Origin of the sequence: Pseudomonas fluorescens (assembly GCF_005938625.1) — a bacterium.
GTDB lineage: Bacteria > Pseudomonadota > Gammaproteobacteria > Pseudomonadales > Pseudomonadaceae > Aquipseudomonas > Aquipseudomonas fluorescens_BD.
Genome location: NZ_VCNJ01000003.1, coordinates 449058 through 472555 on the forward strand (window position 1 = coordinate 449058; position 23498 = coordinate 472555).

Annotated in this window: 28 protein-coding genes; 11 read left to right on the forward strand and 17 right to left on the reverse strand. The window is 58.5% G+C overall.

What is annotated here, in order from left to right:
- The first annotated feature begins 12 nt into the window (after positions 1-12).
- Positions 13-558 (forward strand): gamma carbonic anhydrase family protein, encoded by a 546-nt coding sequence (locus FGA82_RS03990; protein WP_141126096.1) that lies wholly within the window; start codon positions 13-15, stop codon positions 556-558.
- Positions 559-587: 29 nt separating this feature from the next.
- Positions 588-1238: an HAD family hydrolase gene (locus tag FGA82_RS03995; protein WP_141126097.1), complete on the forward strand. Its 651-nt coding sequence runs from the start codon at positions 588-590 to the stop codon at positions 1236-1238.
- Between the two features lie 100 nt (positions 1239-1338).
- Here the strand turns inward: FGA82_RS03995 and FGA82_RS04000 are convergent, their stop codons facing one another.
- Positions 1339-2415, reverse strand: a complete 1077-nt coding sequence (locus tag FGA82_RS04000) for an aminopeptidase (RefSeq protein ID WP_141126098.1) — start codon at positions 2413-2415, stop codon at positions 1339-1341.
- 59 nt (positions 2416-2474) lie between these two features.
- Between FGA82_RS04000 and FGA82_RS04005 the strand changes: the two genes are divergently transcribed.
- Together FGA82_RS04005 and FGA82_RS04010 are read left to right on the forward strand one after the other, a co-directional pair.
- Positions 2475-2897, forward strand: a complete 423-nt coding sequence (locus FGA82_RS04005; RefSeq protein WP_141126099.1) for a hypothetical protein — start codon at positions 2475-2477, stop codon at positions 2895-2897.
- 40 nt (positions 2898-2937) lie between these two features.
- Positions 2938-3357, forward strand: a complete 420-nt coding sequence (locus FGA82_RS04010) for a hypothetical protein (protein WP_141126100.1) — start codon at positions 2938-2940, stop codon at positions 3355-3357.
- A 6-nt stretch (positions 3358-3363) separates the two neighbouring features.
- Here FGA82_RS04010 and FGA82_RS04015 read toward each other — a convergent pair whose 3' ends face one another.
- Positions 3364-3603: a DUF1161 domain-containing protein gene (locus FGA82_RS04015; protein WP_034152272.1), complete on the reverse strand. Its 240-nt coding sequence runs from the start codon at positions 3601-3603 to the stop codon at positions 3364-3366.
- Between the two features lie 246 nt (positions 3604-3849).
- Entirely contained in the window at positions 3850-4281 is a 432-nt protein-coding gene (locus FGA82_RS04020) for an OsmC family protein (RefSeq protein ID WP_122842068.1), read from the reverse strand.
- Positions 4282-4522: 241 nt separating this feature from the next.
- Between FGA82_RS04020 and FGA82_RS04025 the strand changes: the two genes are divergently transcribed.
- The gene (locus FGA82_RS04025; protein WP_141126101.1) at positions 4523-5524 is read left to right on the forward strand and encodes an LLM class flavin-dependent oxidoreductase; all 1002 of its coding nucleotides are present in this window, start codon (positions 4523-4525) and stop codon (positions 5522-5524) included.
- 258 nt (positions 5525-5782) lie between these two features.
- On the opposite strand, the gene FGA82_RS04030 is transcribed toward FGA82_RS04025, so the two are convergent.
- Together FGA82_RS04030 and FGA82_RS04035 are read right to left on the reverse strand one after the other, a co-directional pair.
- Positions 5783-6007: a DUF1161 domain-containing protein gene (locus tag FGA82_RS04030; protein WP_141126102.1), complete on the reverse strand. Its 225-nt coding sequence runs from the start codon at positions 6005-6007 to the stop codon at positions 5783-5785.
- 127 nt (positions 6008-6134) lie between these two features.
- Positions 6135-6350 carry a dodecin gene (locus FGA82_RS04035; RefSeq protein WP_007911688.1) on the reverse strand — a complete coding sequence of 72 codons (216 nt, stop codon included), beginning with the start codon at positions 6348-6350 and terminating at the stop codon, positions 6135-6137.
- 157 nt (positions 6351-6507) lie between these two features.
- On the opposite strand from FGA82_RS04035, the gene FGA82_RS04040 reads away from it, so the two are divergent.
- On the forward strand, positions 6508-6834 hold the full coding sequence (locus tag FGA82_RS04040) for a DUF883 family protein (protein WP_007911686.1): 327 nt from the start codon (positions 6508-6510) through the stop codon (positions 6832-6834).
- Here the strand turns inward: FGA82_RS04040 and FGA82_RS04045 are convergent.
- On the reverse strand, positions 6807-7724 hold the full coding sequence (locus FGA82_RS04045; protein WP_141126103.1) for a LysR family transcriptional regulator: 918 nt from the start codon (positions 7722-7724) through the stop codon (positions 6807-6809). The two genes, FGA82_RS04040 and FGA82_RS04045, sit on opposite strands and share 28 nt — an antisense overlap.
- Positions 7725-7838: 114 nt before the next feature.
- Between FGA82_RS04045 and trpB the strand changes: the two genes are divergently transcribed.
- The 3 genes from trpB (at position 7839) to FGA82_RS04060 (ending at position 10461) form a co-directional block, all read left to right on the forward strand.
- The gene (gene trpB / locus FGA82_RS04050; protein WP_141126104.1) at positions 7839-9071 is read left to right on the forward strand and encodes a tryptophan synthase subunit beta; all 1233 of its coding nucleotides are present in this window, start codon (positions 7839-7841) and stop codon (positions 9069-9071) included.
- Positions 9071-9883, forward strand: coding sequence for a tryptophan synthase subunit alpha (trpA, locus tag FGA82_RS04055; RefSeq protein ID WP_141126105.1), 813 nt, complete (start codon positions 9071-9073; stop codon positions 9881-9883). The genes trpB and trpA overlap by 1 nt, the downstream gene beginning before the upstream one ends.
- A gap of 122 nt (positions 9884-10005) precedes the next feature.
- Entirely contained in the window at positions 10006-10461 is a 456-nt protein-coding gene (locus tag FGA82_RS04060) for an anti-virulence regulator CigR family protein (RefSeq protein WP_038365119.1), read from the forward strand.
- A gap of 46 nt (positions 10462-10507) precedes the next feature.
- Here FGA82_RS04060 and FGA82_RS04065 read toward each other — a convergent pair whose 3' ends face one another.
- The 11 genes from FGA82_RS04065 to FGA82_RS04115 form a co-directional block, all read right to left on the reverse strand.
- Complete coding sequence (locus FGA82_RS04065) at positions 10508-12469, reverse strand: DUF4105 domain-containing protein (RefSeq protein WP_141126106.1); 1962 nt, start codon at positions 12467-12469, stop codon at positions 10508-10510.
- Complete coding sequence (locus tag FGA82_RS04070; RefSeq protein WP_034152281.1) at positions 12466-12786, reverse strand: DUF2388 domain-containing protein; 321 nt, start codon at positions 12784-12786, stop codon at positions 12466-12468. Before FGA82_RS04070 ends, FGA82_RS04065 begins: the two co-directional genes overlap by 4 nt.
- Before the next feature lie 44 nt (positions 12787-12830).
- Positions 12831-13148: a DUF2388 domain-containing protein gene (locus tag FGA82_RS04075; RefSeq protein ID WP_141126107.1), complete on the reverse strand. Its 318-nt coding sequence runs from the start codon at positions 13146-13148 to the stop codon at positions 12831-12833.
- 107 nt (positions 13149-13255) lie between these two features.
- The gene (locus tag FGA82_RS04080) at positions 13256-13573 is read right to left on the reverse strand and encodes a DUF2388 domain-containing protein (RefSeq protein ID WP_007911658.1); all 318 of its coding nucleotides are present in this window, start codon (positions 13571-13573) and stop codon (positions 13256-13258) included.
- 134 nt (positions 13574-13707) lie between these two features.
- On the reverse strand, positions 13708-13917 hold the full coding sequence (locus FGA82_RS04085; protein WP_141126108.1) for a DUF1127 domain-containing protein: 210 nt from the start codon (positions 13915-13917) through the stop codon (positions 13708-13710).
- Between the two features lie 257 nt (positions 13918-14174).
- Positions 14175-14390, reverse strand: a complete 216-nt coding sequence (locus FGA82_RS04090) for a DUF1127 domain-containing protein (RefSeq protein ID WP_007911656.1) — start codon at positions 14388-14390, stop codon at positions 14175-14177.
- 321 nt (positions 14391-14711) lie between these two features.
- The gene (locus tag FGA82_RS04095) at positions 14712-16205 is read right to left on the reverse strand and encodes an acetyl-CoA hydrolase/transferase family protein (protein WP_141126109.1); all 1494 of its coding nucleotides are present in this window, start codon (positions 16203-16205) and stop codon (positions 14712-14714) included.
- A gap of 214 nt (positions 16206-16419) precedes the next feature.
- Positions 16420-17853, reverse strand: coding sequence for an NAD(P)(+) transhydrogenase (Re/Si-specific) subunit beta (locus FGA82_RS04100; RefSeq protein WP_016985542.1), 1434 nt, complete (start codon positions 17851-17853; stop codon positions 16420-16422).
- Positions 17853-18173: an NAD(P) transhydrogenase subunit alpha gene (locus FGA82_RS04105; protein WP_003187417.1), complete on the reverse strand. Its 321-nt coding sequence runs from the start codon at positions 18171-18173 to the stop codon at positions 17853-17855. Before FGA82_RS04105 ends, FGA82_RS04100 begins: the two co-directional genes overlap by 1 nt.
- A gap of 15 nt (positions 18174-18188) precedes the next feature.
- On the reverse strand, positions 18189-19310 hold the full coding sequence (locus FGA82_RS04110) for a Re/Si-specific NAD(P)(+) transhydrogenase subunit alpha (protein WP_141126110.1): 1122 nt from the start codon (positions 19308-19310) through the stop codon (positions 18189-18191).
- Positions 19311-19744: 434 nt separating this feature from the next.
- A complete protein-coding gene (locus tag FGA82_RS04115; protein WP_141126111.1) occupies positions 19745-20644 on the reverse strand; it encodes a LysR family transcriptional regulator in 900 nt (299 codons plus the stop codon).
- Between the two features lie 158 nt (positions 20645-20802).
- On the opposite strand from FGA82_RS04115, the gene FGA82_RS04120 reads away from it, so the two are divergent.
- Together FGA82_RS04120 and FGA82_RS04125 are read left to right on the forward strand one after the other, a co-directional pair.
- A complete protein-coding gene (locus FGA82_RS04120) occupies positions 20803-21984 on the forward strand; it encodes an acyl-CoA dehydrogenase (protein ID WP_007953903.1) in 1182 nt (393 codons plus the stop codon).
- A 13-nt stretch (positions 21985-21997) separates the two neighbouring features.
- Positions 21998-23218, forward strand: a complete 1221-nt coding sequence (locus tag FGA82_RS04125) for a CaiB/BaiF CoA transferase family protein (RefSeq protein WP_141126112.1) — start codon at positions 21998-22000, stop codon at positions 23216-23218.
- The last annotated feature ends 280 nt before the right edge of the window (positions 23219-23498 follow it).

Here is a 23498-nt window from a genome sequence, read left to right on the forward strand (position 1 = left end):
AGAGAAATTATCGTGTCCGTTCGCAAGTACCAGAATCACACCCCCAGCCTAAGCAAAGGCGCGTTTGTCGACGGTTCGGCGGTGGTGATCGGCGACGTCGAAATCGGTGAAGACAGCTCGGTCTGGCCGCTGACCGTGATCCGAGGCGACATGCACCGCATCCGCATCGGTGCGCGCACCAGCGTCCAGGACGGCTGCGTGCTGCACATCACCCACGCCGGCCCGTTCAACCCTGACGGCTTTCCGCTGCTGATCGGCGATGATGTGACCATCGCCCACAAAGTCATGCTGCACGGCTGCAGCGTTGGCAGCCGAGTGTTGATCGGCATGGGCAGCGTTGTCATGGACGGCGCGGTGGTCGAGGACGATGTGATCATCGGCGCCGGCAGCCTGGTACCGCCGGGCAAGCGTCTGCAAAGTGGCTTCCTTTATGTGGGTAGCCCGGTGAAACAGATCCGTCCGCTCACCGACAAGGAAAAAGCCTTCTTCACCTACAGCGCCGCCAACTACGTGAAGCTCAAGGATCTGCACCTGGCCGAAGGCTACGACCAAATCTGAATCGAATTCGCGACTGCTCAGGAATACTCATGCATTACCAGACCGTACTGTTCGACCTTGATGGCACTCTGACCGACCCGCGTGAGGGCATCACCCGTTCCATCCAGTTTGCCCTCGCCAAGCTCGGTATTGACGAGCCGGATCTGACCAAACTCGAACACTTCATCGGCCCGCCGTTGTTGCAGGCGTTTATGCAGTTCTACGATTTTGATGAAGCCAAGGCGTGGCAGGCGGTGAATTTTTACCGCGAACGCTTCAAGGTCACTGGTCTGTACGAGAACCGTGTGTTTGAGGGTGTTACGCCGTTGCTGGAGACTCTCAGTGGCCAAGGCCGGCAGTTGTACATCGCCACCTCAAAGCCATGGGAATTCGCCCGCGAGATTGCCCGGTATTTTGGTTTTGCCCGGCACTTCAAGGTGATCTACGGCAGTGAGCTCGACGGCACGCGGACCAACAAGGTTGAGTTGATTGCGCATCTGATCAAGGAAGAAGGGCTGGATCCTGCGAATACACTGATGATTGGCGATCGCAAGCATGACTTGATCGGTGCCCGGAGCAATGGGCTGGATGCAGCGGCGGTCGGTTATGGGTTTGGCAGTTTTGAAGAGTTGAATGCCGAAGCGCCGGCTTATCACTTTGAATCACTGGCCGAGTTGCATCAGGCATTTCTGCAGCGCTGATTAAATTGCCTTCGCGAGCAAGCTCGCTCCCACATTTGGAATGCATTCCCCCTGTGGGAGCGAGCTTGCTCGCGAAGGGGCCGGCTCAGCCAATGCGAAATCAGGATTTTGCCAACGCTTTCAGCGCCGCCTTACGCTCAGCCACCGGCAGCCCACCCAACTTCTCTACCTCCGCATAAAACCTCAGCCAATCCCCCCCGTTGTTTTTGAACAACGCTGCAAACGCCGGCACCCACTGGTCATAAAGCCCAAACGGTAACAACCGCGCATTGTTTAACGGTGTATTCACCCAAGCGTCATAACGCTTGTCCCCGGCCCACTGGCTGTCCCTCATCACCCGATAATCCCGGCGAAACTGTTCGAACTCGGCTGCTTTGCGCTCGCGCATTTGCTCAACCGGCATTGACTGCGCGTAGAGCTTTTCCAGCCGTGAGCGGGTATCTAGGACCAATTCTATAAACTGATCGCGCTGCTTCAGCCGTGAATCTGTATCCGCCGGCAACCCGCGAAACGCCCGCCACTGCCGCGTGCCTTCCTGTTCGACAAACGTGGCGAAGGACTCGTTGAATTCGGTGTCGTCCTTCACATAAAAGCGTTGGTGCGCCAGTTCATGAAAGATCAGCGTGGCCAGGCGCTCATCGCCCCAGCCCATCATCGAATTAAGGATCGGGTCGTTAAACCAGCCCAGTGTTGAATAAGCCTCCACGCCGCCAATCGACACGTCCATGCCCTGCAATCGCTGGATTGCCGCTTCGCCGCGTGCGGCGCTCTGGCTGTAGTAACCGCGATAGGCCACGCAGCCGGCAATCGGGAAGCAATGGTTCTGCGGTGTCAGGGAAAACTCCTGAGTAGCGAACACGTTCCACACCACGAATGGCCGGCCAATGTCGGCGTAAAGGCGATAACTCTGGTTGTCCGGCAGGTGCAATTGCTCGCTGGCGAAAGCACGGGCCTTTTGCGACTGGGCCAGGTGGCTGCGCAATTTTTCATCGCGGCTCGGGTCGGCGATGACGTTGTCCACCGGCTCGCGCGCGCGCAGCAATTGCAGTTGGCCGCTGGTCAACTGACTGTAATAGCTGACGCTGGCGCAACCGTTGAGCAACAAAAACAACACACCCGGAAACAAAACCCGAAAAACGCGATCAAGTAACCCAAGGCTTGGAAACGGCCTGCTCAAAATAAGAAATCCCCCGGAGAGTCTGTTCGCAAGACTATCCCGCCTAAAGGAGCACCGCTATGCGCATGTTGATGCTGTCAGGAGGCCTGCTGACGCTGGCCGGTTGTGCCGGATTCGGAATACCCGATCCTGACCCTTCGCAAGCCTGGATCGATCTCGATGCCCGGCAACAGGACACAACCTTGCAAGCGCTGAAGGTCGATAGCAGCGTGACCGACGATAAACGTTATTTTGAAGTGCAGCCCGGCAGCCATGAATTGAAGGTGCGTTATCAGTTTCCGGTGGCGGCGACCAACATCGGTCCCGACGCCGAGCCGCTGTGGCGCGATTGCCAGTTGAGCGTGAAATTCAAGGACTTCAACGCCGGCCAGCGTTATCAGTTGCAGGCCGGCAGTATCGGCTTCCGGCCATGGGCCAAGCTTTATGACGAGCAGCGCAAAGTGGTAGGCCAGGGCACGCCGGCAGGCTGTCAGCGCACCTGATCGGCGCTATGCTGAGGATTCACATACGTGGAAATTCATCATGCGCCAGTTGCTGTTGTTGCTCGCTTCCAGTCTTTTGGCCGGTTGTCAGACGCCTTTGCCTCCGGCCGATCCGCACATGGCCTGGGTCGATTTTTCGACACCGACACCCGGCGGTAAAGTGCTCATGGCCGAGCGTCTAGACAAACAACGACTGAATGACGGGCGCTACTTTCAGGTCACCCCCGGCAGTCACGAACTGCGCGTGCGGTTCGATTTCGAAGTATTTGGTGGTGGCGGCAGCTTGATGAACGGCCCGGTAGAGCGGTTGTGTTACATGTACATCCGCTACGACCATTTCGAAGCCGGCCAGCGTTACACGCTGGAGGGCCGTTCGCTGGCGTTCACCCCGAGTGCCCGGCTCTACAACGCCAAGCGCGAAATCGTCGCCGAGGATTACGAATACAACTGCATTATCTGAGGCAACTCAGCTGTCGTTCTTCTGATAGATGATCGCTTTGGTGCCGTTCTCACATGAACCGACCACCATGGCGATGTCATGTTTTGCCGCTTCTTCCTTGCTTACGATTTCCAGTGTGTAGGATGGCACTGCTTTGGCCTGAATCTTGATTTCGATCTCTTTCTTGAGTTCTTCGCAATCTTTGGGCGCCGCAATGACAGAAGTGGCCAGTGCACTGCAGAGAATCGCCAAGCCAATACGTTTCATGAGTGAAGCTCCCTGAGGCAGCGCGCACGGGCGTGCGCTGAAGCTGCTGTCATTTATTCGACCACATTTTGATGGCGAGGGTTCTGACTTCGCTCACAAGTTGTGTTTCGGTTTCAAGCTCCGGGTTGATTGTGAAATCGCCTTCGCGAGCAAGCTCGCTCCCACATTGGTTCTGGCTAGACCCGTTCATTGTGGGAGCGAGCTTGCTCGCGAAGGCGTCGGCAAAGGCAACGCCTGATTCGAACCTTAAGAAATCAGTGAAGCCTCAAGCGTAATCTTCGCATTCAGCACCTTCGACACCGGGCACCCTTCCTTGGCCTTGTTGCTCAGCTCTTCGAACTGCGCCTGAGTCGCCCCCGGGATTTTCGCCTTCAGGATCAGCTTCACCGCGGTGATCGCGAACCCGCCATCCACCTGATCAAGGGTCACTTCAGCCTGAGTGTCGATGCTGTCGGCCTTGAGGCCCGCATCGCCCAGAATCATCGAAAACGCCATGGAGAAACAACCGGCATGCGCGGCGCCGATCAGCTCTTCCGGGTTGGTGCCCTTACCGCCCTCAAAGCGCGCCTTGAAACCGTAGGGGGCTTCTCTGAGGACACCGGTTTCGGTGGAGATCGAGCCGATGCCGGTTTTCAGATCGCCTGCCCAATGTGCGGATGCTTTCTTCACGATAGCCATGTCTGCCTCCTCAAGATCTGGCGCGGAAACGCCGCGCCGTCGTGGTTTTACTTGCAAGGCTTCTGAGGATAGACGTCGGAACAAAGTTCAGCCCGGCTGAATCGTTGACTTTTTTAGTAGGAAATTTCATCGCTGCTATTGAAACTCGGGTATATGCCCTCATTGCACAAAACACGCTTATGAATTCGGCAGGTTTTCGTTCGCAAGAAAAACCTGCCTCCCGACTCGGAGACGCAGGTTTATGAAGCAACTGTCCGACGTAAAGTTTTCCACCCTCGATCTGGTACCGGTGCGCGAAAACGGCAGCCCGGCGCAATCGCTGCGCAACTCGCTGGATCTGGCGCAGCATGTCGAGAAGTTTGGCTACACGCGGTTCTGGGTGGCTGAACACCACAACATGGACGGCATCGCCAGCTCGGCGACGTCTGTGCTGCTCGGTTATCTGGCCGGCGGTACATCGACCATTCGTGTCGGCTCCGGCGGTGTGATGCTGCCCAACCATGCGCCGCTGGTGATTGCCGAGCAGTTCGGCACGCTGGAAAGCCTGTATCCGGGACGGATCGACCTCGGCCTGGGCCGCGCGCCGGGTTCCGACCAGATGACCGCCCGTGCCTTGCGCCGTGAACGCTCCGGCAGCGCCGATGATTTCCCCGAAGATGTTGCCGAACTGATGCGCTACCTCGGCCCGCGTACCCCGGATCAGCGCGTGATTGCTATGCCGGGCACGGGCACCAATGTGCCGATCTGGTTGCTGGGTTCCAGCCTGTTCAGTGCGCAACTGGCCGGTGAGCGCGGTTTGCCCTACGCCTTTGCCTCGCATTTCGCCCCGCGCTTCATGCATGAAGCGATCCGCGTTTATCGCAATCACTTCAAGCCGTCGGCGGTGCTCGACAAGCCGTACGTGATGCTCGGTGTGCCTTTGGTGGCGGCGGATACCGATGAACAAGCCGATTACCTGGCGACCTCGGTGTATCAGCGCATTCTCGCCTTGATGCGTGGGCAGAGTCTGGTGCAACGTCCGCCGGTGAAAACCATGGATGGCCTGTGGTTGCCCCATGAGCGTGAAGCCGTCGGTGACTTCCTCGGTCTGGCGATGGTCGGCAGCCCGCAGAAGATTCGCGCGAAGCTGGAGGTGCTGGTTGAGCAGACCCAGGCGGATGAGCTGATTTTTACCAGTGATCTCTACGAACACGCCGATCGCGTGCATTCCTATGAGTTGTTGGCGCAGGTCATGAAGGGCTGAAAAGCCGAAAGGCACCCTCACCCTAGCCCTCTCCCGGAAGGAGAGGGGACTGATTGAGGTGTTCTTGCACTCGACATCGACCTGAAAAATCGAGTCGTACTCAGATTCTGAACAACCCCGATCTGCTCCCTTTCCCCCTCGCCCCCTTGGGGGAGAGGGCTGGGGTGAGGGGGTTCAATTTCAAACCCAAAAAAATCTCAAATCCCGGACACAAAAAAGCCGACGCCTTCACGTCGGCTTTTTGTATTTCACACGCGATCAACCGCGTTTGTAGACGATTTCCTTAGTGCCACCTTCACAGGAGCCAACGACCTTGGCGCCTGCATCTGCACCCTTATCGACAATCTCCAGCGAATACCCGGAAACGCCCTTGGCATCCAGCTTCGCCGCAATCTCGCTTTTCAAATCTTCACAAGGCTTACCGGCAGCAAACGCACCACCCGCAAGGCTCAACAAACCTACTGCCAACATGAACTTCTTCATCGGTCGCACTCCCTGGTCGGATTAAAAGAGGCGGGCATCGAGGTTTCACCCGATGCACTCACCCTGTAGCGCTTTGCCATTCCTATGGCACTCGGCCAGCGCGCAAGTTCAGAAGACTAGACCAAACTCAGCTGCTGGCAATGCGGAAGCCGACTTTCAGCGTCACTTGAAAGTGCGCAGCCTTGCCGTCCTTGATGTGGCCACGGGTGTCGACCACTTCAAACCACTCAAGATGCTTGATGCTCTTGTTGGCTTCGGCCAGCGCGTTGTTGATAGCGTCTTCGATGCTGCTGGCGGACGAACCGACCAGCTCGACTTTCTTGTACGTGTGATGGTCACTCATAACGATCTCCTTGGCGTGTGGATTTGAGACTAGCAGTGAATCTGCACTGTGGATTTCGGCGCCCCTGCGCGGACGAAGTTCAGATTTTCTGCACTTTCTCAAACCGCTGAAGTCCCAACCAACACACGCCACTCATCACCAATGCAGGAGAGCCACCATGGCCAACACCTCTTTACGTAAAGCCTCGTTGCAAAGCATGGAAGCCGAGATCGAGAGTCTGCTCAAGTCGTTGGAAAGCCTGAAGGACGACGCTTCGGACGAGTCGCGCAAGACCCTCAAGGCGCTGAAAAGCAATGCCGAAAGCGCGCTGAAACATTCGCGTCACCTGCTCAGCGATGCCTATGAAGAAGTCAAAGTGAAAACCCGCGAAACCGGGATCGCCACCCGTGATTACGCGCAGGAACATCCGTGGACGACCGCCGGTGTCGCAGTCGGTGCGATCGGTCTGCTGGCCGCTTACTTGCTGTTCAAGCGCGGCGAGTGATCGCTCTGTCGCAGCTCGTTCTTGAGCCATTGCGCCAGTTGCCGGGCGCGCCCGTCTGCGGCGCGCTTGGGTAGCCACAACGCCAGTTGCGCCGGGGTTTCACAGAAACCCCACGGCGCAACCAGGCGACCGGCCTTCAAATCTTCTGTTACCAGCGGTTCGGGCGCGATAGCCACGCCAAGCCCAGCAACTGCTGCTTCCAGCAAATAATACAAATGCTCGAAACCCTGCCCCAACCTCAGCGCTTTGGCGTCGAGGTGGATTTGCTGTGCCCAACTCGGCCACGCCTGTGGACGAGAGGTCGTGTGCAGCAGCGGTTCATCCAACAGCGCTGAGGCTGGCGCCGTTTGCAGGCGTTGATAGCCGCTGAACAACGGACTCATGACCGGGCCGATGCGTTCTGCCGCCAGTTCATAAACTTGCATATCCGCAGGCCACGGTGGTTCGGCGAACAGCAGCAAAGCGTCCAGTCCCGGGCGACGAGGATCGAGATCACCTTCACCCGCTGACAGATGCAGGCGCAAGTCCGGCAGATCAGCATTCAACCGCCCCAGACGCGGAATAAACCAGCGCGCCAGCAGGCTCCCCGAGCAACCTAAGACGAACGGCGCATCCGCCGTGCTTTGCGTCAATTCAGCGCAAACACTGCGCAAGCGATCAAACGCCTCGCCACTGGCATCACGCAAACGCACGCCGGCATCTGTGAGTTTCAAGCCGCGTCCATCCTTGACGAACAGACTGACGCCAAGGTGTTCTTCCAGCACCTTTAGCTGCCGACTGACCGCGCCATGTGTGACGTGTAGCTGTTCGGCGGCCTGACTGACACTGTTCAGCCGGGCGGTTGCTTCGAACGCACGCAAGGCGTTCAGCGGGGGAAGGTCGTGGCTCATGGTATCTGTGAGTTTTCCTGACAGGTTGTGGCGATCTTATCGGTTTTCAGCCTGGAAGGTCAGGGGTAGAGTGGTCGTCATTGTCTTTTGACCCGAATTCACCTGGAGCGACCCATGACCCAGACTTCGAACACCTCTGATCTGCGTAACGGCCCGGACGATAACGGCCTGTTCGGCTCGTTCGGTGGCCGCTACGTGGCAGAAACCCTGATGCCGTTGATCCTCGATCTGGCCCGCGAATACGAAGCGGCCAAGGAAGATCCGGCATTCAAAGAAGAATTGGCCTACTTCCAGCGTGACTACGTCGGACGTCCGAGCCCGCTGTATTTCGCTGAACGCCTGACCGAATTCTGCGGCGGCGCGAAGATTTATCTCAAGCGCGAAGAGCTGAACCACACCGGCGCGCACAAGATCAATAACTGCATCGGCCAGATCCTGCTGGCGCGGCGCATGGGCAAAAAACGCATCATCGCCGAGACCGGCGCCGGCATGCACGGCGTGGCCACTGCCACCGTCGCCGCACGTTTCGGTCTGGATTGCGTGATCTACATGGGCACCACTGACATCGAACGTCAGCAGGCCAACGTCTTCCGCATGAAATTGCTGGGCGCTGAAGTGATTCCTGTGGTTGCTGGCACCGGCACTCTGAAAGACGCGATGAACGAAGCCCTGCGTGACTGGGTGACCAACGTCGACAACACCTTCTACCTGATAGGCACCGTGGCCGGCCCGCACCCTTATCCGGCGATGGTTCGCGACTTCCAGGCCGTTATCGGCAAGGAAACCCGCGATCAGTTGCAAGCACAGGAAGGTCGTCTGCCGGACAGCCTGGTGGCGTGCATCGGTGGCGGTTCCAACGCGATGGGCTTGTTCCATCCGTTCCTCGACGACAAGAGCGTCGAAATCATCGGTGTTGAAGCTGCGGGTTACGGCATTGAAACCGGCAAGCACGCGGCGAGCCTGAATGGCGGCGTTCCGGGTGTGTTGCACGGCAACCGTACTTTCTTGTTGCAGGACGACGACGGCCAGATCATCGACGCCCACTCGATTTCCGCCGGCCTCGACTACCCAGGCATCGGCCCGGAACACGCGTGGTTGCATGACATCGGTCGCGTTCAGTACACCTCGGTGACCGACGACGAAGCGCTGGATGCGTTCCACAAATGCTGCCGACTGGAAGGGATTATTCCTGCACTGGAAAGCGCCCATGCATTGGCTGAAGTGTTCAAACGTGCACCGAAGCTGCCGAAGGATCACCTGATGGTGGTCAACCTGTCGGGCCGTGGCGACAAAGACATGCAGACCGTCATGCACCATATGGAACAGTCCCAGCAGGAGAAACACTGATGAGCCGCCTGCAAACGCGTTTTGCCGACCTCAAAGAACAGAACCGCGCTGCGCTGGTGACTTTCGTCACCGCCGGTGACCCGGACTACGACACTTCGCTGGCAATCCTTAAAGGCTTGCCGGGTGCTGGCGCCGACGTGATCGAGTTGGGCATGCCGTTCACCGACCCGATGGCCGACGGCCCGGCGATTCAATTAGCGAACATTCGTGCCTTGGGTGCCAAGCAGAATCTGCTGAAAACCCTGCAAATGGTTCGTGAATTCCGCGAAGGCAACAGTGATACGCCGCTGGTGCTGATGGGCTACTTCAACCCGATTCACATGTACGGCGTACCGCGCTTCATTGCTGAGGCGAAAGAGGCCGGCGTCGATGGTTTGATCGTGGTCGACATGCCGCCTGAGCATAATGCCGAGCTGTGCGACCCGGCGCAGGCTGCGGGTCTGGATTTTATCCGCCTGACCACGCCGACCACCGACGATGCGCGTCTGCCGAAAGTGCTCAATGGCAGTTCCGGTTTCGTTTACTACGTGTCGGTGGCCGGTGTGACCGGTGCCGGTGCAGCAACCCTGGAGCACGTCGAAGAGGCGGTGACCCGTTTGCGTCGTCATACCGATCTGCCGATCAGCATCGGTTTTGGCATCCGCACTCCGGAGCAAGCGGCGTCCATCGCGCGTCTGGCTGACGGTGTTGTGGTGGGCTCGGCGTTGATCGATCACATCGCCAATGCAACGACGCCAGCGCAGGCCATCGACGGCGTGTTGAGCCTGTGCTCGGCACTCTCCGAAGGTGTGCGTAAGGCCCGCGTCAGCTGAAGGTAAAGTTCCTGATACAGAGGAATTAGCGCCTCGCGGCACAGACTAAATGAGCAAGACCGAGGGCTTCAGAACATCGTTCTGAGGCCCTTTTTGCTGTTTGTGCCGTGAGGAAAGACCCGATGAAAATGCCGAAACGTCTGATGGCCGGACTGGGCGTGCTGATGATCAGTGCGACACCGCTGCTGGCCAGCGCCGACCCGCGCGATGATCACGACCACGGCGGTCCGCAGCAGGGCCATTACGATAACCGTGGCGACAATCGCGGTGATGATCACCGTGGTCCGCAGAGCGATCACCGTGGCGGCCCGCCGCCCCGTGACTTCGGACCGGTGCGCCAGACCATTCGCGACAATCATGGCTACTTCGTGCGCGGTGCACCGCCGCCTCCGGGGATTCATCTGGAGCGTGGCCGGCCGTTGCCGCACGGCTATTACGGCGAGCGTCTGGATAATCGGGCGTTAGGTCGTTTGCCGGTGTATCCGGGCTACGAATGGCGCCGGGCGGGGGGCGACATTGTGCTGATCGCGGTGGGCACCGGGATCGTCTACGAAATTCTCGATGGCGTTTTGTATTGATCCGCAGGCAATAAAAAAGACCGCAGCCAATGGCTGCGGTCTTTTTTCAGGGCAGCTCCAGTCCGCCGGAGGCCTTGTGCAGTTTGCGCAGATGCGCGCCAATCTGCTTCACGTTCTCCTCACTGGCCGCTATCTCCGCGGCCCGCTTCGGCTCCAGCAACTTGCGTACTTCGGCGTCCAGATCACCCGACAGTGCCAGCAGCTTCTTCTGCCGCTGACTGCTCTCCGCTTCGAGTCGAGTGAACTCGGTCGGCTGCGGCAATCCGTAACCCTTGGAATCGAGCAATTCTGCCGGACGGCTAAGGAACCCGCTGTTGGCGAGAATTTCCTGCAAGGTCGCGTTGGCCTTGTCCATGCCGCCATTTTCCAGCTCCCGCGCGCCGAGGTAGCGTTGCTTGACCTCATCCTGAGCCAGCAACAACTGGCGTCGATAACTGGCCTGCTCCAACAGCAGCAGGGCGGCGCTGGTGCGCAGGTCGGCGCGTTCGAACCACTCACGGCGTTCTTCGGCTGTCAGCGAAAGCCATTCCTCAACGGTGTTCTGCTTGATTGGCAATTGCTTTTTCAGCACATCGAACATCGCCTGATAGCGATCGCGGAACGAGTCGAAGCGATAGCCCAGACGCAACGCTTCTTTCGGATCATCCAGCACGCTGGTGTCCGCCAGACCACGGCCCTTCATCACTTCCAGCAAGCCGTTGGGCATGATGCTGTCCAGTCCGACGAACTGGTTGTTGTTACTGCCGCTGCGCAAAAGCTTCAGGCCTTCCACTGCACAGTTGTTGGAGAGGAAGAAGTAGTTGCCGTCATAGCTCCAGTGCATTTCCGCAGCGTGTTCGACCACGCCTTCGATCTCGTCACGTGACAGGTTCAACGGCACCGAGGCGAGGCTGCGCAGTTCGGTCTTGGTGTATTCGTCGATGACCTGCGCGAGCGGCAATACGAACAATCGCGACGGGTATTTGCCGACCAGTCCATCCCAGCTCGACAGCTGTACATCGCCGACAAAGGCGCGGTAGGACAACACCAGATGCTGGTCCAGGTCGAGTCGGCAATCCGGCCCACGCGGGCGGCCCGGTGCGCAAATCACCAGGCGCAACATGCTGTGGCCCCAACGGCTGACCCAGTTCTGATTGGCCTCTGCCAGCAGATAGTCAACGGCATACACCCGTTCAGGATCGACCTGCCCCAAGGGTTGCTTGGCGAAGTCGTTGCCGGCATTGAGAAAGGAGAAGGTCTTGCTGCAAGTGTCCTTGGCCGGCGGTGCCCAGCCGAAGTGCTGCTGGTAATAGCGATACAGCGCCGGGCGGCGGCAGGAATAGCTCGGGTCGAGGAGGAAGTACTCCATGTTGACCGCGACGAACTCCTTCGGGCTGGAGATTTCGTACAGGTCCGGGCTGCGCGCGATCTGCCGGTTGTGTTGTTCGCGCTCACCCCGACGGCCGACGTATTGTTGCCAACCGGCGAGGTCGAGCAGGCGCGGATCATCGCTGAGGGTGAAGCGACGGCCGTTCTGGCCACGACACTCATCGGGAATGCCGATCAGCCCGGCGCTGTTGAACCGTCGAGTGCAGCGCTGGATCAGCGTGCGCTCGGCACTCGGCCACAGGCGCGCGCGATCATAAATATGGGTGATTTCATGCAACACCGTGGCGAGCAGTTCCTGGCGCACAGTGCCGTGAGGACGGTTGGTTTTTTCTTTGGCTGCGCTGCCGTCAGTAAGACTGGCGAGCAGTTTTCGATTCAGATCGAGTTCGGCGACCAGTGTGGCCTGTCCGTAGGCGTTGCCGGGCATGTCGTCCGTCCAGCCGACATCGATGCGCCGATCCAGCCGTTCGATAAAGCTCGGCGGCAGCTTTTGCATCGCCTCATCGATCAGCGCCTGGCTGGCCTGTTGTTGGGCGGGGCTCAAACCGTCGGTCTTGAGCCGCAGTTGCAGGCTGGCGTGGGCGCTGTTGCCAAGCAGCAACAACGCCCCGGCCAGCAGCCAGGCGCCGAGTGACTTCACAGTGCGAGGATGGCTTCGGCGAGAACCTGATCGCTGGCGTCGCGCGCTTCCGGTACGCGAGTGCGCAAGGTATTGAGAGCGGCTTCCAGGTGCGCGCCACGGATGTCGCCATTGGACGCTACGAAACTGGCAGCGTCGTCGTGGGCTTCGCGGATGATTTTCGAATCGCGAATCGACGTAGTGGTGTCGGAAGTGAAATCGATGGTGCGCTGGGAGGCACGAACGATGATGTTACTGGTGGCTACCAGGGTGTGCGCCTGGGCCACATCGGCCAACAAAAACAGGCCAAGGGCGGCAGCAATCAGCGGGCTACGCATGGAACGACTCCGGAAGGGCAAGGATAACTGGGGGTACAGGATAACTATTGGACGAGAATTGCTTCTGCCAGTTCAAGGTCGCTGACATGAAGTTTCGGCCGGGTTTTGCGCAGGTAATGCAGCGCGGACTCCAGACGAGCACCTCGCCATTCGCCATCACTGGCAACAAATGCGGCCGCGTCATCATGGGCGGCGAGCAGCAGTTTACGGTCGAAAGGCGCGGAAGACACCATGCTGGTGGCATAACCACTGACGACGGTGCCTTGTGTCGACGCGTTGAAAGCATCAAAGGCATTGGCCGGCGCCGTCCAGCAGGCGGTGAACAATAGGGAGGGAATCAGCAGATTTGGAAGAAAGCGCATCGGACTCGGTAATGGTTGGTGAGCCCAAAGGCTAGCGCAATGCCCGGGCCAGAGCCAGCGCCGAAACATCGGGACACGACCGGCGTGTCCCGATTTGTACCTGGCGCTTAGATCGTCAGGATGGCCTGAGCCAGTTGTGCGTCAGTGGCTTGCAGCTGTGGCGCCTGGTGACGGATGTGATCCAGCGCGCTTTCCAGTTTCACGCCACGGATTTCACCTTCGCTGGCCACGAAGCTGGCAGCGTCGTCACGGGCGGCAAGAACGATCTTGTCGTCACGGAACGACGAGGTGACGTCGGAGGTAGCGTCGGACGAGGATTTCAGAGCGCCGACAACGGCGTCGGTGGTCACGATGAAGCTGGTGGCGCTGGCGTTGGCAGCCACAGCCAGCAGGGCGGCAGCACTGAGCAGACGAAGACGGGACATGGTGTAACTCCTTTGGATAAACCGTAGAGAGAGGTGGCTCGGTATCTGAGGAGTCAGACGCCAGTGACACAGCATTCGCCACGTTCTGCGTGGATATTAGGCCTGCTGGCGAGGTTCGGACAGTGGGCAGAATGCTAGCGCCAGAAGGGCTTATCCAGTTCATGGAGGCGATCGGCGTGGCTGAGGCCAAGATCGGCGAGGTCACGGCCATCCAGTTGAGCCAGCAGTCGCCGCGTTCTGGCGCGTGCCAGGCTGTCCCGAAGCCCGAGAAACAGGCGACGCAGAGCGTTTGGGCGAGGGTAGAGTTGGCTGAAGTTTTCTGAAACATCCTGTAAGTCATTCATGACGAATTCCTTATTGCCGGTGATGGCGGAAGGTCATGTTGAGCCTGCGACAGAAAAAGAGGCAGATACAGCGAGATGAAATTGTACTTGTCCAGATTTATATTTTGTTGAACTGTACTGGTCGGCAATCCAGATAGCTGTATTGAGATTTCCCGAGCCTAAAACGACAAAACCCGTCGTGATTTCCCACGACGGGTTTTGCTTTTTCAATTCGGGTTGCTGGCGGTGGGTCTAACGACCAGAGCCAGCGACGCTACTTAGCGCCAGAACGGCTTGCTCAGCTCTTCGTAGCGTTGTGCTTCGCTGATACCGGCGTCAGCCAGCAGACGCGAATCCAGACGAGCCAGTTGGTGGCGGCTGGAGATGCGGCGCTGCCACAACATCAGGTTGGCGATAACGCGCAGAGGCAGGGAAGCCTGGGTGTTTACAGCTTTGTCTTCGAAGAACAGTTCGGAACTGAGTGTACGTTCCATGGTTGACATCCTTCCGCTTGTGGCGGGATCAGGTAGTGGTTTGACTGGTGCCCATGATCCTCTCGTTTGCCAACTCTCTCTAGATACAGTTCGACTGTATTGTGAGTGACCAGTTAACTGTTTATAGGGGGTGTACGGGTCAAAATTGAGCAAACTGTACCTATCTGCACTTAAGTGGTGCATTTATGCTCAAATCGAGGAGGGGCGTAGGCAATTGCTGTAGGAAAAGACCGGTACAGTAGTACAGTTTTTGTAAGTGGGAGGCGTTGCGAAGAACCGCTGAGGCAAACTGTGTTTGCACCAGCGGATTATCTGTGTGAATCAAACCGCGAGCATGCGACCGGTTTCTTCCAGGTTCATGTGCCAGCTCAAGGCTTCACGAAGGATATGCGGGGTATGACCACCGATTGCACAGGCCGCCGTGAAGTAATCGTTCAGTGCCTGACGGAAGTCCGGGTGCACACAGTTATCGATGATCACTCGCGCACGCTCCCTTGGCGCCAGGCCGCGAAGGTCCGCCAGGCCCACTTCGGTGACCAGAATATCGACGTCATGCTCGGTGTGGTCAACGTGGCTGACCATCGGCACCACGCTGGAAATTGCGCCGCCCTTGGCGATCGACTTGGTCACGAATATCGCCAGATGTGCGTTGCGCGCGAAGTCGCCGGAACCGCCGATGCCATTCATCATCCGCGTGCCGCAGACGTGAGTGGAATTGACGTTGCCATAGATGTCGAACTCCAGCGCCGTGTTGATGCCGATGATGCCCAGGCGCCGCACGACTTCCGGGTGGTTGGAGATTTCCTGCGGACGCAGCACCAGTTTGTCCTTGTACTTCTCCAGATTGCCGAACACATCGCTGTTGCGGCGCTCCGACAGAGTGATTGAACTGCCCGAGGCAAAGCTCAGCTTGCCGGCGTCGATCAGGTCGAAGGTCGAATCCTGCAGTACTTCGGAGTACATGGTCAGGTCTTCGAACGGCGAATCGATCAGGCCGCACATCACCGCGTTGGCGATGTTGCCAATCCCGGCCTGCAATGGGCCGAGCTTGTTGGTCATGCGCCCGGCGTCAACTTCCTGCTTGAAGAAAGTGATCAGGTGCTCGGCGATGGCGTTGGTATCGACATCCGGGGTCGACACGGTGGACGGCGAGTCGGCCTGCTGGGTGATGACGATGGCGACAATCTTCTCCGGCGGAATCGGAATCGCCGTGCTGCCGATGCGGTCGTCGACTTTCACCAGCGGGATCGGCGTGCGCGTCGGGCGGTAGGTCGGGATATAGATGTCGTGCAGGCCTTCGAGATTAGCGTTGTGCGCCAGGTTGATCTCGACGATCACCTGTTTGGCGAAAATCGCGAAGCTCGCCGAGTTGCCCACCGAAGTGGTCGGCACGATATGGCCTTGTTCAGTGATGGCCACAGCTTCGATGACCGCGATGTCCGGCAGCTTCAATTGCTGGTTGCGCAGTTGCTCGACGGTTTCCGACAGATGTTGGTCGATGAACATCACTTCACCGGCGTTGATCGCCTTGCGCAGGGTACTGTCGACCTGGAACGGCATGCGCCGCGACAGTACGCCGGCCTCGGTCAATTGCTTGTCGAGGTCATTGCCCAGGCTGGCGCCGGTCATCAGGCTGATCTTCAGCGGCGTGACCTTGGCGCGCTCGGCCAGTGCGTGAGGGACGGCTTTGGCTTCGCCAGCACGAGTAAAACCGCTCATGCCGACGGTCATGCCGTCCTCAATCAGAGCGGCGGCGTCGGCGGCGCTCATCACTTTATCCAACAACGAAGGCAGGCGAATACGGTCACGGTACATGGATTATTATCTCGGGAAGCGAGTAGCAGGATGCGCAGTCTAGTGAATTTGACGGGCGCCTGTCCCGCTACCAAGGTCGCAAACGAGGCGTCTATTTAGCGGGTTTGAAGTAAAACACCGTTACTGGATCTGCAACAACGCGGCAAATTGTCCGACTGTTTGCGCAAACAAAAACGCCCCGACAAGTCGGGGCGTTCGCTACTGCAGCGGGGAATTATTCGACCGCTTTGACCATGTCTTCGATGACTTTTTTCGCGTCGCCGAACACCATCATGGTCTTGTCCAGATAGAACAGTTCGTTGTCCAAACCGGCATAGCCGCTGGCCATCGAGCGCTTGTTGACGATGATGGTCTTGGCCTTGAACGCTTCGAGAATCGGCATGCCGGCAATCGGCGATTTCGGATCGTTCTTCGCGGCCGGGTTGACCACGTCGTTCGCGCCGAGCACCAGCACCACGTCGGCCTGGCCGAACTCGGAGTTGATGTCTTCCATCTCGAACACCTGGTCGTAAGGCACTTCGGCCTCGGCGAGCAGAACGTTCATGTGCCCCGGCATACGGCCGGCAACCGGGTGGATCGCGTACTTCACGGTCACGCCACGGTGGGTAAGCTTCTCGGTCAGCTCTTTCAGCGCATGCTGTGCACGCGCTACCGCCAAGCCGTAACCCGGGACGATGATCACGGTGTCAGCGTTGGTCAGCAGGAAGGTTGCGTCGTCAGCCGAACCGGATTTCACCGGACGTGCTTCTTTCGCACCGGCCGGGCCGGCATCGGCCGTATTGCCGAAACCGCCGAGCAGTACATTAAAGAAGGAACGGTTCATCGCCTTGCACATGATGTACGAGAGGATCGCACCGCTCGAACCCACCAAGGAACCTGCAATGATCAGCATCGAGTTGTTCAGCGAGAAGCCGATACCTGCCGCCGCCCAGCCCGAATAGCTGTTGAGCATCGACACCACCACCGGCATGTCTGCACCGCCGATCGGGATGATGATCAGCACGCCCATCACGAACGCCAGCGCCAGCATCAGCGCAAACGCGGTGAGGTTGCCGGTGAACATGAAGGTCAGGCCGAGTGCCAGCGTTGCCAGACCCAGCACGGCGTTGAGCTTATGCTGACCGGCGAACTGTACTGGTGCGCCCTGAAACAGGCGGAACTTGTACTTGCCCGACAATTTGCCGAACGCAATTACCGAACCGGAGAAGGTAATCGCACCGATGGCCGCACCGAGGAACAGCTCCAGACGGTTGCCCGTCGGAATCGAATCGCCCAGCTGTTTAACAATGCCCAGCGATTGCGGCTCAACCACCGCAGCGATTGCAATGAACACCGCTGCGAGGCCGATCATGCTGTGCATGAAGGCGACCAGTTCCGGCATCTTGGTCATTTCAACGCGCTTGGCCATGATCGAACCGGCGGTGCCACCGACCAAAAGGCCAACGATCACGTAACCGATACCGGCAGTGGCCAGTTCAGCACCGAGCTTATAGATGAGGCCGACGGTGGTGAGGATCGCCAACGCCATGCCGAGCATGCCGAACAGGTTGCCGCGCCGCGAAGTTGTCGGGTGCGACAGCCCTTTGAGGGCCTGGATAAAGCAGATCGACGCGATCAGGTAGAGCGTCGTGACGAGATTCATGCTCATTACTTCGGCGCCTCTTCTTTTACTTTCGGGGCTTTCTTCTTGAACATCTCAAGCATGCGGCGGGTGACCAGAAAGCCACCGAACACGTTGACCGCCGCCAGTGCCACGGCGAGGGTGCCCATGGTTTTGCCCAGCGGCGTGACGGTTAGTGCAGCAGCAAGCATGGCGCCGACGATCACGATCGCCGAAATGGCGTTGGTTACCGCCATCAAAGGCGTGTGCAGCGCAGGTGTAACGTTCCAGACCACGTGGTAACCGACATAAATCGCCAGCACGAAGATGATCAGGTTGTAGATACCGGGGGAGATAAGCTCTTCCATCGTCTGAATCCCTGCTTAGGCGTTTTTGCGGATGACTTGGCCGTCGCGGCACATCAGGCACGCGGCGACGATGTCGTCTTCGAGGTTGACGTCGAACTGGCCTTCTTGGGTGAACACCAGCTTGAGGAAGTCCAGCAGGTTGCGCGCGTACAGTGCCGAGGCGTCTGCAGCGACTTCACCAGCCAGATTGGTCGGGCCGCAAATAGTCACGCCATTCTCGATCACGACTTGATCAGCCACAGTCAGCGGGCAGTTGCCACCCTGAGCAGCGGCGAGGTCGATGACCACCGAGCCCGGTTTCATCTGCGCCACGGTCTCCGCGCTCAACAGCGTCGGTGCCTTGCGGCCCGGAATCAGCGCGGTGGTGATGACGATGTCAGCCTGCTTGGCGCGCTCGTGCACAGCCTGGGCCTGACGCTGCATCCAACTGGCCGGCATTGGCCGCGCGTAACCGCCGACACCGACGGCGCATTCACGCTCCTCATCGGTCTCGTAAGGTACGTCGACGAATTTGGCGCCGAGGGATTCGATTTGCTCTTTCACTGCCGGACGTACGTCAGACGCTTCGATCACCGCACCCAGACGTTTCGCCGTAGCAATTGCCTGCAACCCGGCCACACCGGCGCCGAGAATCAGCACGCGCGCCGCTTTCACGGTGCCCGCAGCGGTCATCAGCATTGGCATGAAGCGCGGATAGTGGTGAGCGGCCAGCAACACAGCCTTATAGCCGGCAATGTTCGCCTGCGACGACAACACATCCAGACTCTGCGCACGCGAGGTGCGCGGCGCCGCTTCGAGGGCGAACGCGGTAATGCCGCACTCGGCCATCTTCGCGATGGTTTCGTTGTTGAACGGGTTGAGCATGCCCACCAGCACCGCGCCGCGCTTGATCAGCGTCAGTTCGGTATCGCTTGGGGCGACCACTTTGAGAATCAGCTCGGCACCAAACGCGTCATTGGCACTGCCAATGGTTGCGCCTGCCGCTTCATAGGCACTGTCGACCACACTGGCTTTAACGCCGGCGCCGGTTTGCACAGTGACCTTATGACCTTGGCTGATCAGCTTTTTAATGGTTTCCGGGGTTGCAGCAACCCGTGTTTCACCGGTCTGGGTTTCGAGAGGAACACCAATGTGCACGTCAAATCTCCTGCGTGATCTTATTGAGTAAACCCATGCACTACGGATGGTGCGAGTGGGGCGGCCGATCAGCACGATCCCGCCAAATCAGGGCGGGGCGCGGCATTTTGCAGGCGAACTTTATGCCCTTCAAGGGATTATGATGGGTGACGGAAAATTAACTACAAGTCATGCCGTGACCGAATGTCGCAGATGGCCAGCTGAATCCCTTGCAGGCCGTGCCTTGCAAGGATTCTGGCCGATTATGGAAAAATTTCTCATCGGTGACGTGAATAGGCATCAATGCGTCGCCGATGGAGGCTCAAAGCCACGTCTTCAGGCGCTTGTGGGACGTCTGTACGACTTTCGGATACAGTCTGTGCAATTGCGACAAATACTTATATCTGTAGGGCTTTGTATTTCCTGACTACGGGGTTAGTTATCGCTGTGAGCCTTTACCCTTCTAGGCTGTAGCTCTGTGCCTGGGTTACCAGCCAGTCACGAAATGCCTTTAATGACGCTGATTCGACTTTTCGTTCGGGAATCATGAGGTAATAGGCCTTGATGCTTGAGAGTGCCTGGGGGTTGGCAATCACCAGGCGTTTTTCGGCCAGTTCACGTTGGATCAGGAACGGCGGAATCAGCGCGATACCCATGTCGTGCATGGCCGCTTGAGCAAGCATGGAGAATAGCTCGTAGCGTGGACCTGTCATGTCGCGGGGGATATTCAGCTGTTGCGAGTTGAACCACTGGCGCCACGAGTAAGGACGGGTGGTCTGCTGCAGTAGCGGCAGCTCGGCGATGGCTTCGGCTGTCAGATGCGTCTTGTTGCCGAGTAGGGTGGGGCTGCACACCGGCATCGGATTTTCACCCATTAGCCTGTGGGATTCGGTACCCGACCAGTCAGCGTCGCCGAAGTAAATCGCCGCATCGAATTCGGTATCGGCAAACAGAAAGGGCCGGGTGCGGTTGGTCAGGTTGACCGTGACCTCCGGGTGCCTGAGCTGGAAATCCTTGAGGCGCGGCAGCAGCCATTGCGTACCGAAGGTCGGCACCACCGCCAACTCGATCACATTGGTGCCTTGCTGGCCCATCACTGACAACGTATCGCGCTCAACCGCATCGAGTTGCGTCGCGACTCGGCGGCTGTAGGAAAGTCCCGCCTCGGTCAGTTTCACTCCGCGTCGCGAACGTCGGAACAGTTCGACGCTGAGGAATTCCTCAAGGCTGGCGATCTGTCGGCAAATGGCACCCTGGGTGAGGGAAAGTTCTTCGGCGGCGCGGGTAAAGCTTTCGTGACGTGCGGCGGCTTCGAAGCTGATCAGGGCGGTAGTGCTGGGAATCTTCCTGCGCATGTACGTCAACCTCACTAATGCGCCGCATAAAAGGCATTTCGCGACGTTTCGGAGTGAGAAATTAGCACAACAGAATGCGAAATCCTCGTTTGCCGCGACAGCGAACCGCGCCTAGGATCAATGCCACGTTAATTCACCCGATTTGCGAGGACACACTCATGGGCGGTAAAGCTAGCTTCAACTGGATCGATCCCCTGCTGCTGGATCAACAGCTCACCGAAGAAGAGCGCATGATCCGCGACACCGCCGAGCAGTTCGCTCAACAGAGCCTCGCACCGCGTGTTCTCGAAGCTTTCCGTCATGAGAAGACTGACCCGGCGATCTTCCGCGAGATGGGCGAAGTCGGCCTTCTGGGCGCGACCATCCCCGAGCAGTACGGTGGCAGCGGTCTCAATTATGTCAGCTATGGTCTGATTGCCCGTGAAGTCGAGCGTGTCGACTCCGGCTACCGCTCGATGATGAGCGTGCAGTCCTCCCTGGTGATGGTGCCGATCAACGAATTCGGAACCGAAGCACAGAAGCAGAAATACCTGCCGAAACTGGCTTCCGGCGAGTGGATCGGCTGCTTCGGCCTGACCGAGCCGAACCACGGTTCCGATCCGGGCGCGATGATTACCCGTGCACGTAAAGTCGACGGCGGCTACAGCCTGACCGGCGCGAAGATGTGGATCACCAACAGCCCGATCGCTGATGTGTTTGTGGTCTGGGCCAAAGATGATGCTGGCGACATCCGTGGTTTCGTACTGGAGAAGGGCTGGAAAGGCCTGAGCGCTCCGGCGATTCACGGCAAGGTCGGTCTGCGTGCGTCGATCACCGGTGAGATCGTTATGGACAACGTGTTCGTGCCGGAAGAGAACATCTTCCCGGACGTGCGCGGTTTGAAAGGCCCGTTCACCTGCCTCAACTCTGCACGCTACGGCATCTCCTGGGGCGCACTGGGCGCCGCCGAGTTCTGCTGGCACACCGCTCGCCAGTACACGCTGGATCGCCAGCAGTTCGGTCGCCCGTTGGCCGCCACTCAGCTGATCCAGAAGAAACTGGCTGACATGCAGACCGAGATCACACTGGCCCTCCAGGGTTGCCTGCGTCTGGGTCGTATGAAGGATGAAGGCACTGCTGCGGTCGAGATTACTTCGATCATGAAGCGCAACTCCTGCGGCAAGTCGCTGGACATCGCTCGTATGGCTCGCGACATGTTGGGTGGCAACGGTATCTCCGATGAATTCGGCGTGGCCCGTCATCTGGTCAACCTGGAAGTGGTGAATACCTATGAAGGGACTCACGACGTTCACGCGCTGATCCTGGGGCGTGCGCAAACCGGCCTGCAAGCGTTCTATTAATAGGAGAGCGACCATGGGCGCGCTGTCGCATCTGCGGGTACTGGATTTATCGCGCGTTTTGGCCGGGCCGTGGGCCGGGCAGATCCTCGCCGACCTTGGCGCCGAGGTGATCAAGGTCGAGCGTCCGGGTAATGGTGACGACACGCGCGCCTGGGGGCCGCCCTTCCTTAAAGACTCTTATGGCGAGAACACGTCAGAAGCGGCTTATTACCTGTCGGCTAATCGCAATAAGCAATCGGTGACTATCGACTTCACACGCCCTGAAGGGCAGAAGTTGGTGCGAGAGTTGGCGGCGAAGTCGGACATCCTCATCGAGAACTTCAAGGTCGGTGGTCTGGCGGCTTATGGGCTGGACTATGAGTCGCTGAAGGCGATCAATCCGAACCTGATCTATTGCTCGATTACCGGATTCGGGCAGACCGGGCCGTACGCCAAGCGCGCTGGCTATGACTTCATGATTCAGGGGTTGGGCGGGCTGATGAGCCTGACTGGTCGTCCCGAGGGTGATGAAGGTGCCGGGCCGGTGAAAGTGGGTGTGGCGTTGACGGATATCCTCACCGGTCTGTATTCGACGGTGGCGATTCTGGCGGCGCTGGCTCATCGCGATCACGACGGTGGTGGTCAGCACATCGATATGGCGTTGCTGGATGTGCAGGTTGCATGTCTGGCCAATCAGGCGATGAATTATCTGACCACGGGCAACGCGCCTAAGCGTCTGGGCAATGCGCATCCGAACATCGTGCCTTATCAGGACTTTCCTACGGCTGACGGCGATTTCATTCTTACCGTGGGTAATGACGGGCAGTTCCGCAAGTTTGCCGAAGTGGCAGGTCAGCCACACTGGGCTGACGATCCGCGCTTTGCTACTAATAAGCTGCGCGTGGCGAACCGGGCGGTGTTGATTCCGCTGATTCGCCAGGCAACGGTGTTCAAGACGACTACCGAATGGGTTGCCGAGCTGGAGCAGGCGGGCGTGCCTTGTGGGCCGATCAATGATCTGTCGCAAGTGTTTGAGGATCCGCAGGTGAAGGCGCGCGGCCTGGCGATAGAGCTGCCGCACGCACTGGCGGGGATGGTGCCGCAGGTGGCCAGTCCTATCCGTATGTCGCAGACGCCGGTTGAGTATCGTCGCGCCCCTCCTTTACTAGGTGAGCATACGCTGGAGGTTCTTCAAGGTGTGCTGGGCTTGGGCGCGGGTGCAGTGGCTGAGTTGAAGGCGGCTGGGGTGCTTTGATGATCCCTTCTTATATATAGGTGCATTTGGTGGTTTTTTAGCCGATCTGCAAGTGATTGAAAGAAAAGCGAAATTAACGGTTGACGGCAGATTTCAGATGTCTATAATTCGCCCCACTTCCGGCGCAGTCGAAACGGAAAACTCCTTGAGATTCAATGAGTTATGTAGGTTTCGACAGCGGGTTGCTTCAGTTCATCGAAGCCGAAAGGAAGTTGAAAAAGAGGTGTTGACAGCAGCGTGTAACGCTGTAGAATTCGCCTCCCGCTGACGAGAGATCGGA

Coding starts and splice junctions, on each gene's coding strand:
- FGA82_RS04105 (WP_003187417.1), bottom strand. CDS start 18,173: ATGGAAGAGCTTATCTCCCCCGGTATCTACAACCTGATCATCTTCGTG.
- FGA82_RS03995 (WP_141126097.1), top strand. CDS start 588: ATGCATTACCAGACCGTACTGTTCGACCTTGATGGCACTCTGACCGAC.
- FGA82_RS04080 (WP_007911658.1), bottom strand. CDS start 13,573: ATGTCCCGTCTTCGTCTGCTCAGTGCTGCCGCCCTGCTGGCTGTGGCT.
- FGA82_RS04060 (WP_038365119.1), top strand. CDS start 10,006: ATGAAAATGCCGAAACGTCTGATGGCCGGACTGGGCGTGCTGATGATC.
- FGA82_RS04045 (WP_141126103.1), bottom strand. CDS start 7,724: ATGAGCCACGACCTTCCCCCGCTGAACGCCTTGCGTGCGTTCGAAGCA.
- FGA82_RS04125 (WP_141126112.1), top strand. CDS start 21,998: ATGGGCGCGCTGTCGCATCTGCGGGTACTGGATTTATCGCGCGTTTTG.
- FGA82_RS04115 (WP_141126111.1), bottom strand. CDS start 20,644: ATGCGCAGGAAGATTCCCAGCACTACCGCCCTGATCAGCTTCGAAGCC.
- FGA82_RS04075 (WP_141126107.1), bottom strand. CDS start 13,148: ATGCGCTTTCTTCCAAATCTGCTGATTCCCTCCCTATTGTTCACCGCC.
- FGA82_RS04010 (WP_141126100.1), top strand. CDS start 2,938: ATGCGCCAGTTGCTGTTGTTGCTCGCTTCCAGTCTTTTGGCCGGTTGT.
- FGA82_RS04040 (WP_007911686.1), top strand. CDS start 6,508: ATGGCCAACACCTCTTTACGTAAAGCCTCGTTGCAAAGCATGGAAGCC.
- trpB (WP_141126104.1), top strand. CDS start 7,839: ATGACCCAGACTTCGAACACCTCTGATCTGCGTAACGGCCCGGACGAT.
- FGA82_RS04035 (WP_007911688.1), bottom strand. CDS start 6,350: ATGAGTGACCATCACACGTACAAGAAAGTCGAGCTGGTCGGTTCGTCC.
- FGA82_RS04090 (WP_007911656.1), bottom strand. CDS start 14,390: ATGGAACGTACACTCAGTTCCGAACTGTTCTTCGAAGACAAAGCTGTA.
- FGA82_RS04095 (WP_141126109.1), bottom strand. CDS start 16,205: ATGTACCGTGACCGTATTCGCCTGCCTTCGTTGTTGGATAAAGTGATG.
- FGA82_RS04025 (WP_141126101.1), top strand. CDS start 4,523: ATGAAGCAACTGTCCGACGTAAAGTTTTCCACCCTCGATCTGGTACCG.
- FGA82_RS04070 (WP_034152281.1), bottom strand. CDS start 12,786: ATGCGTAGCCCGCTGATTGCTGCCGCCCTTGGCCTGTTTTTGTTGGCC.
- FGA82_RS04005 (WP_141126099.1), top strand. CDS start 2,475: ATGCGCATGTTGATGCTGTCAGGAGGCCTGCTGACGCTGGCCGGTTGT.
- FGA82_RS04020 (WP_122842068.1), bottom strand. CDS start 4,281: ATGGCTATCGTGAAGAAAGCATCCGCACATTGGGCAGGCGATCTGAAA.
- trpA (WP_141126105.1), top strand. CDS start 9,071: ATGAGCCGCCTGCAAACGCGTTTTGCCGACCTCAAAGAACAGAACCGC.
- FGA82_RS04120 (WP_007953903.1), top strand. CDS start 20,803: ATGGGCGGTAAAGCTAGCTTCAACTGGATCGATCCCCTGCTGCTGGAT.
- FGA82_RS04100 (WP_016985542.1), bottom strand. CDS start 17,853: ATGAGCATGAATCTCGTCACGACGCTCTACCTGATCGCGTCGATCTGC.
- FGA82_RS04015 (WP_034152272.1), bottom strand. CDS start 3,603: ATGAAACGTATTGGCTTGGCGATTCTCTGCAGTGCACTGGCCACTTCT.
- FGA82_RS04030 (WP_141126102.1), bottom strand. CDS start 6,007: ATGAAGAAGTTCATGTTGGCAGTAGGTTTGTTGAGCCTTGCGGGTGGT.
- FGA82_RS04085 (WP_141126108.1), bottom strand. CDS start 13,917: ATGAATGACTTACAGGATGTTTCAGAAAACTTCAGCCAACTCTACCCT.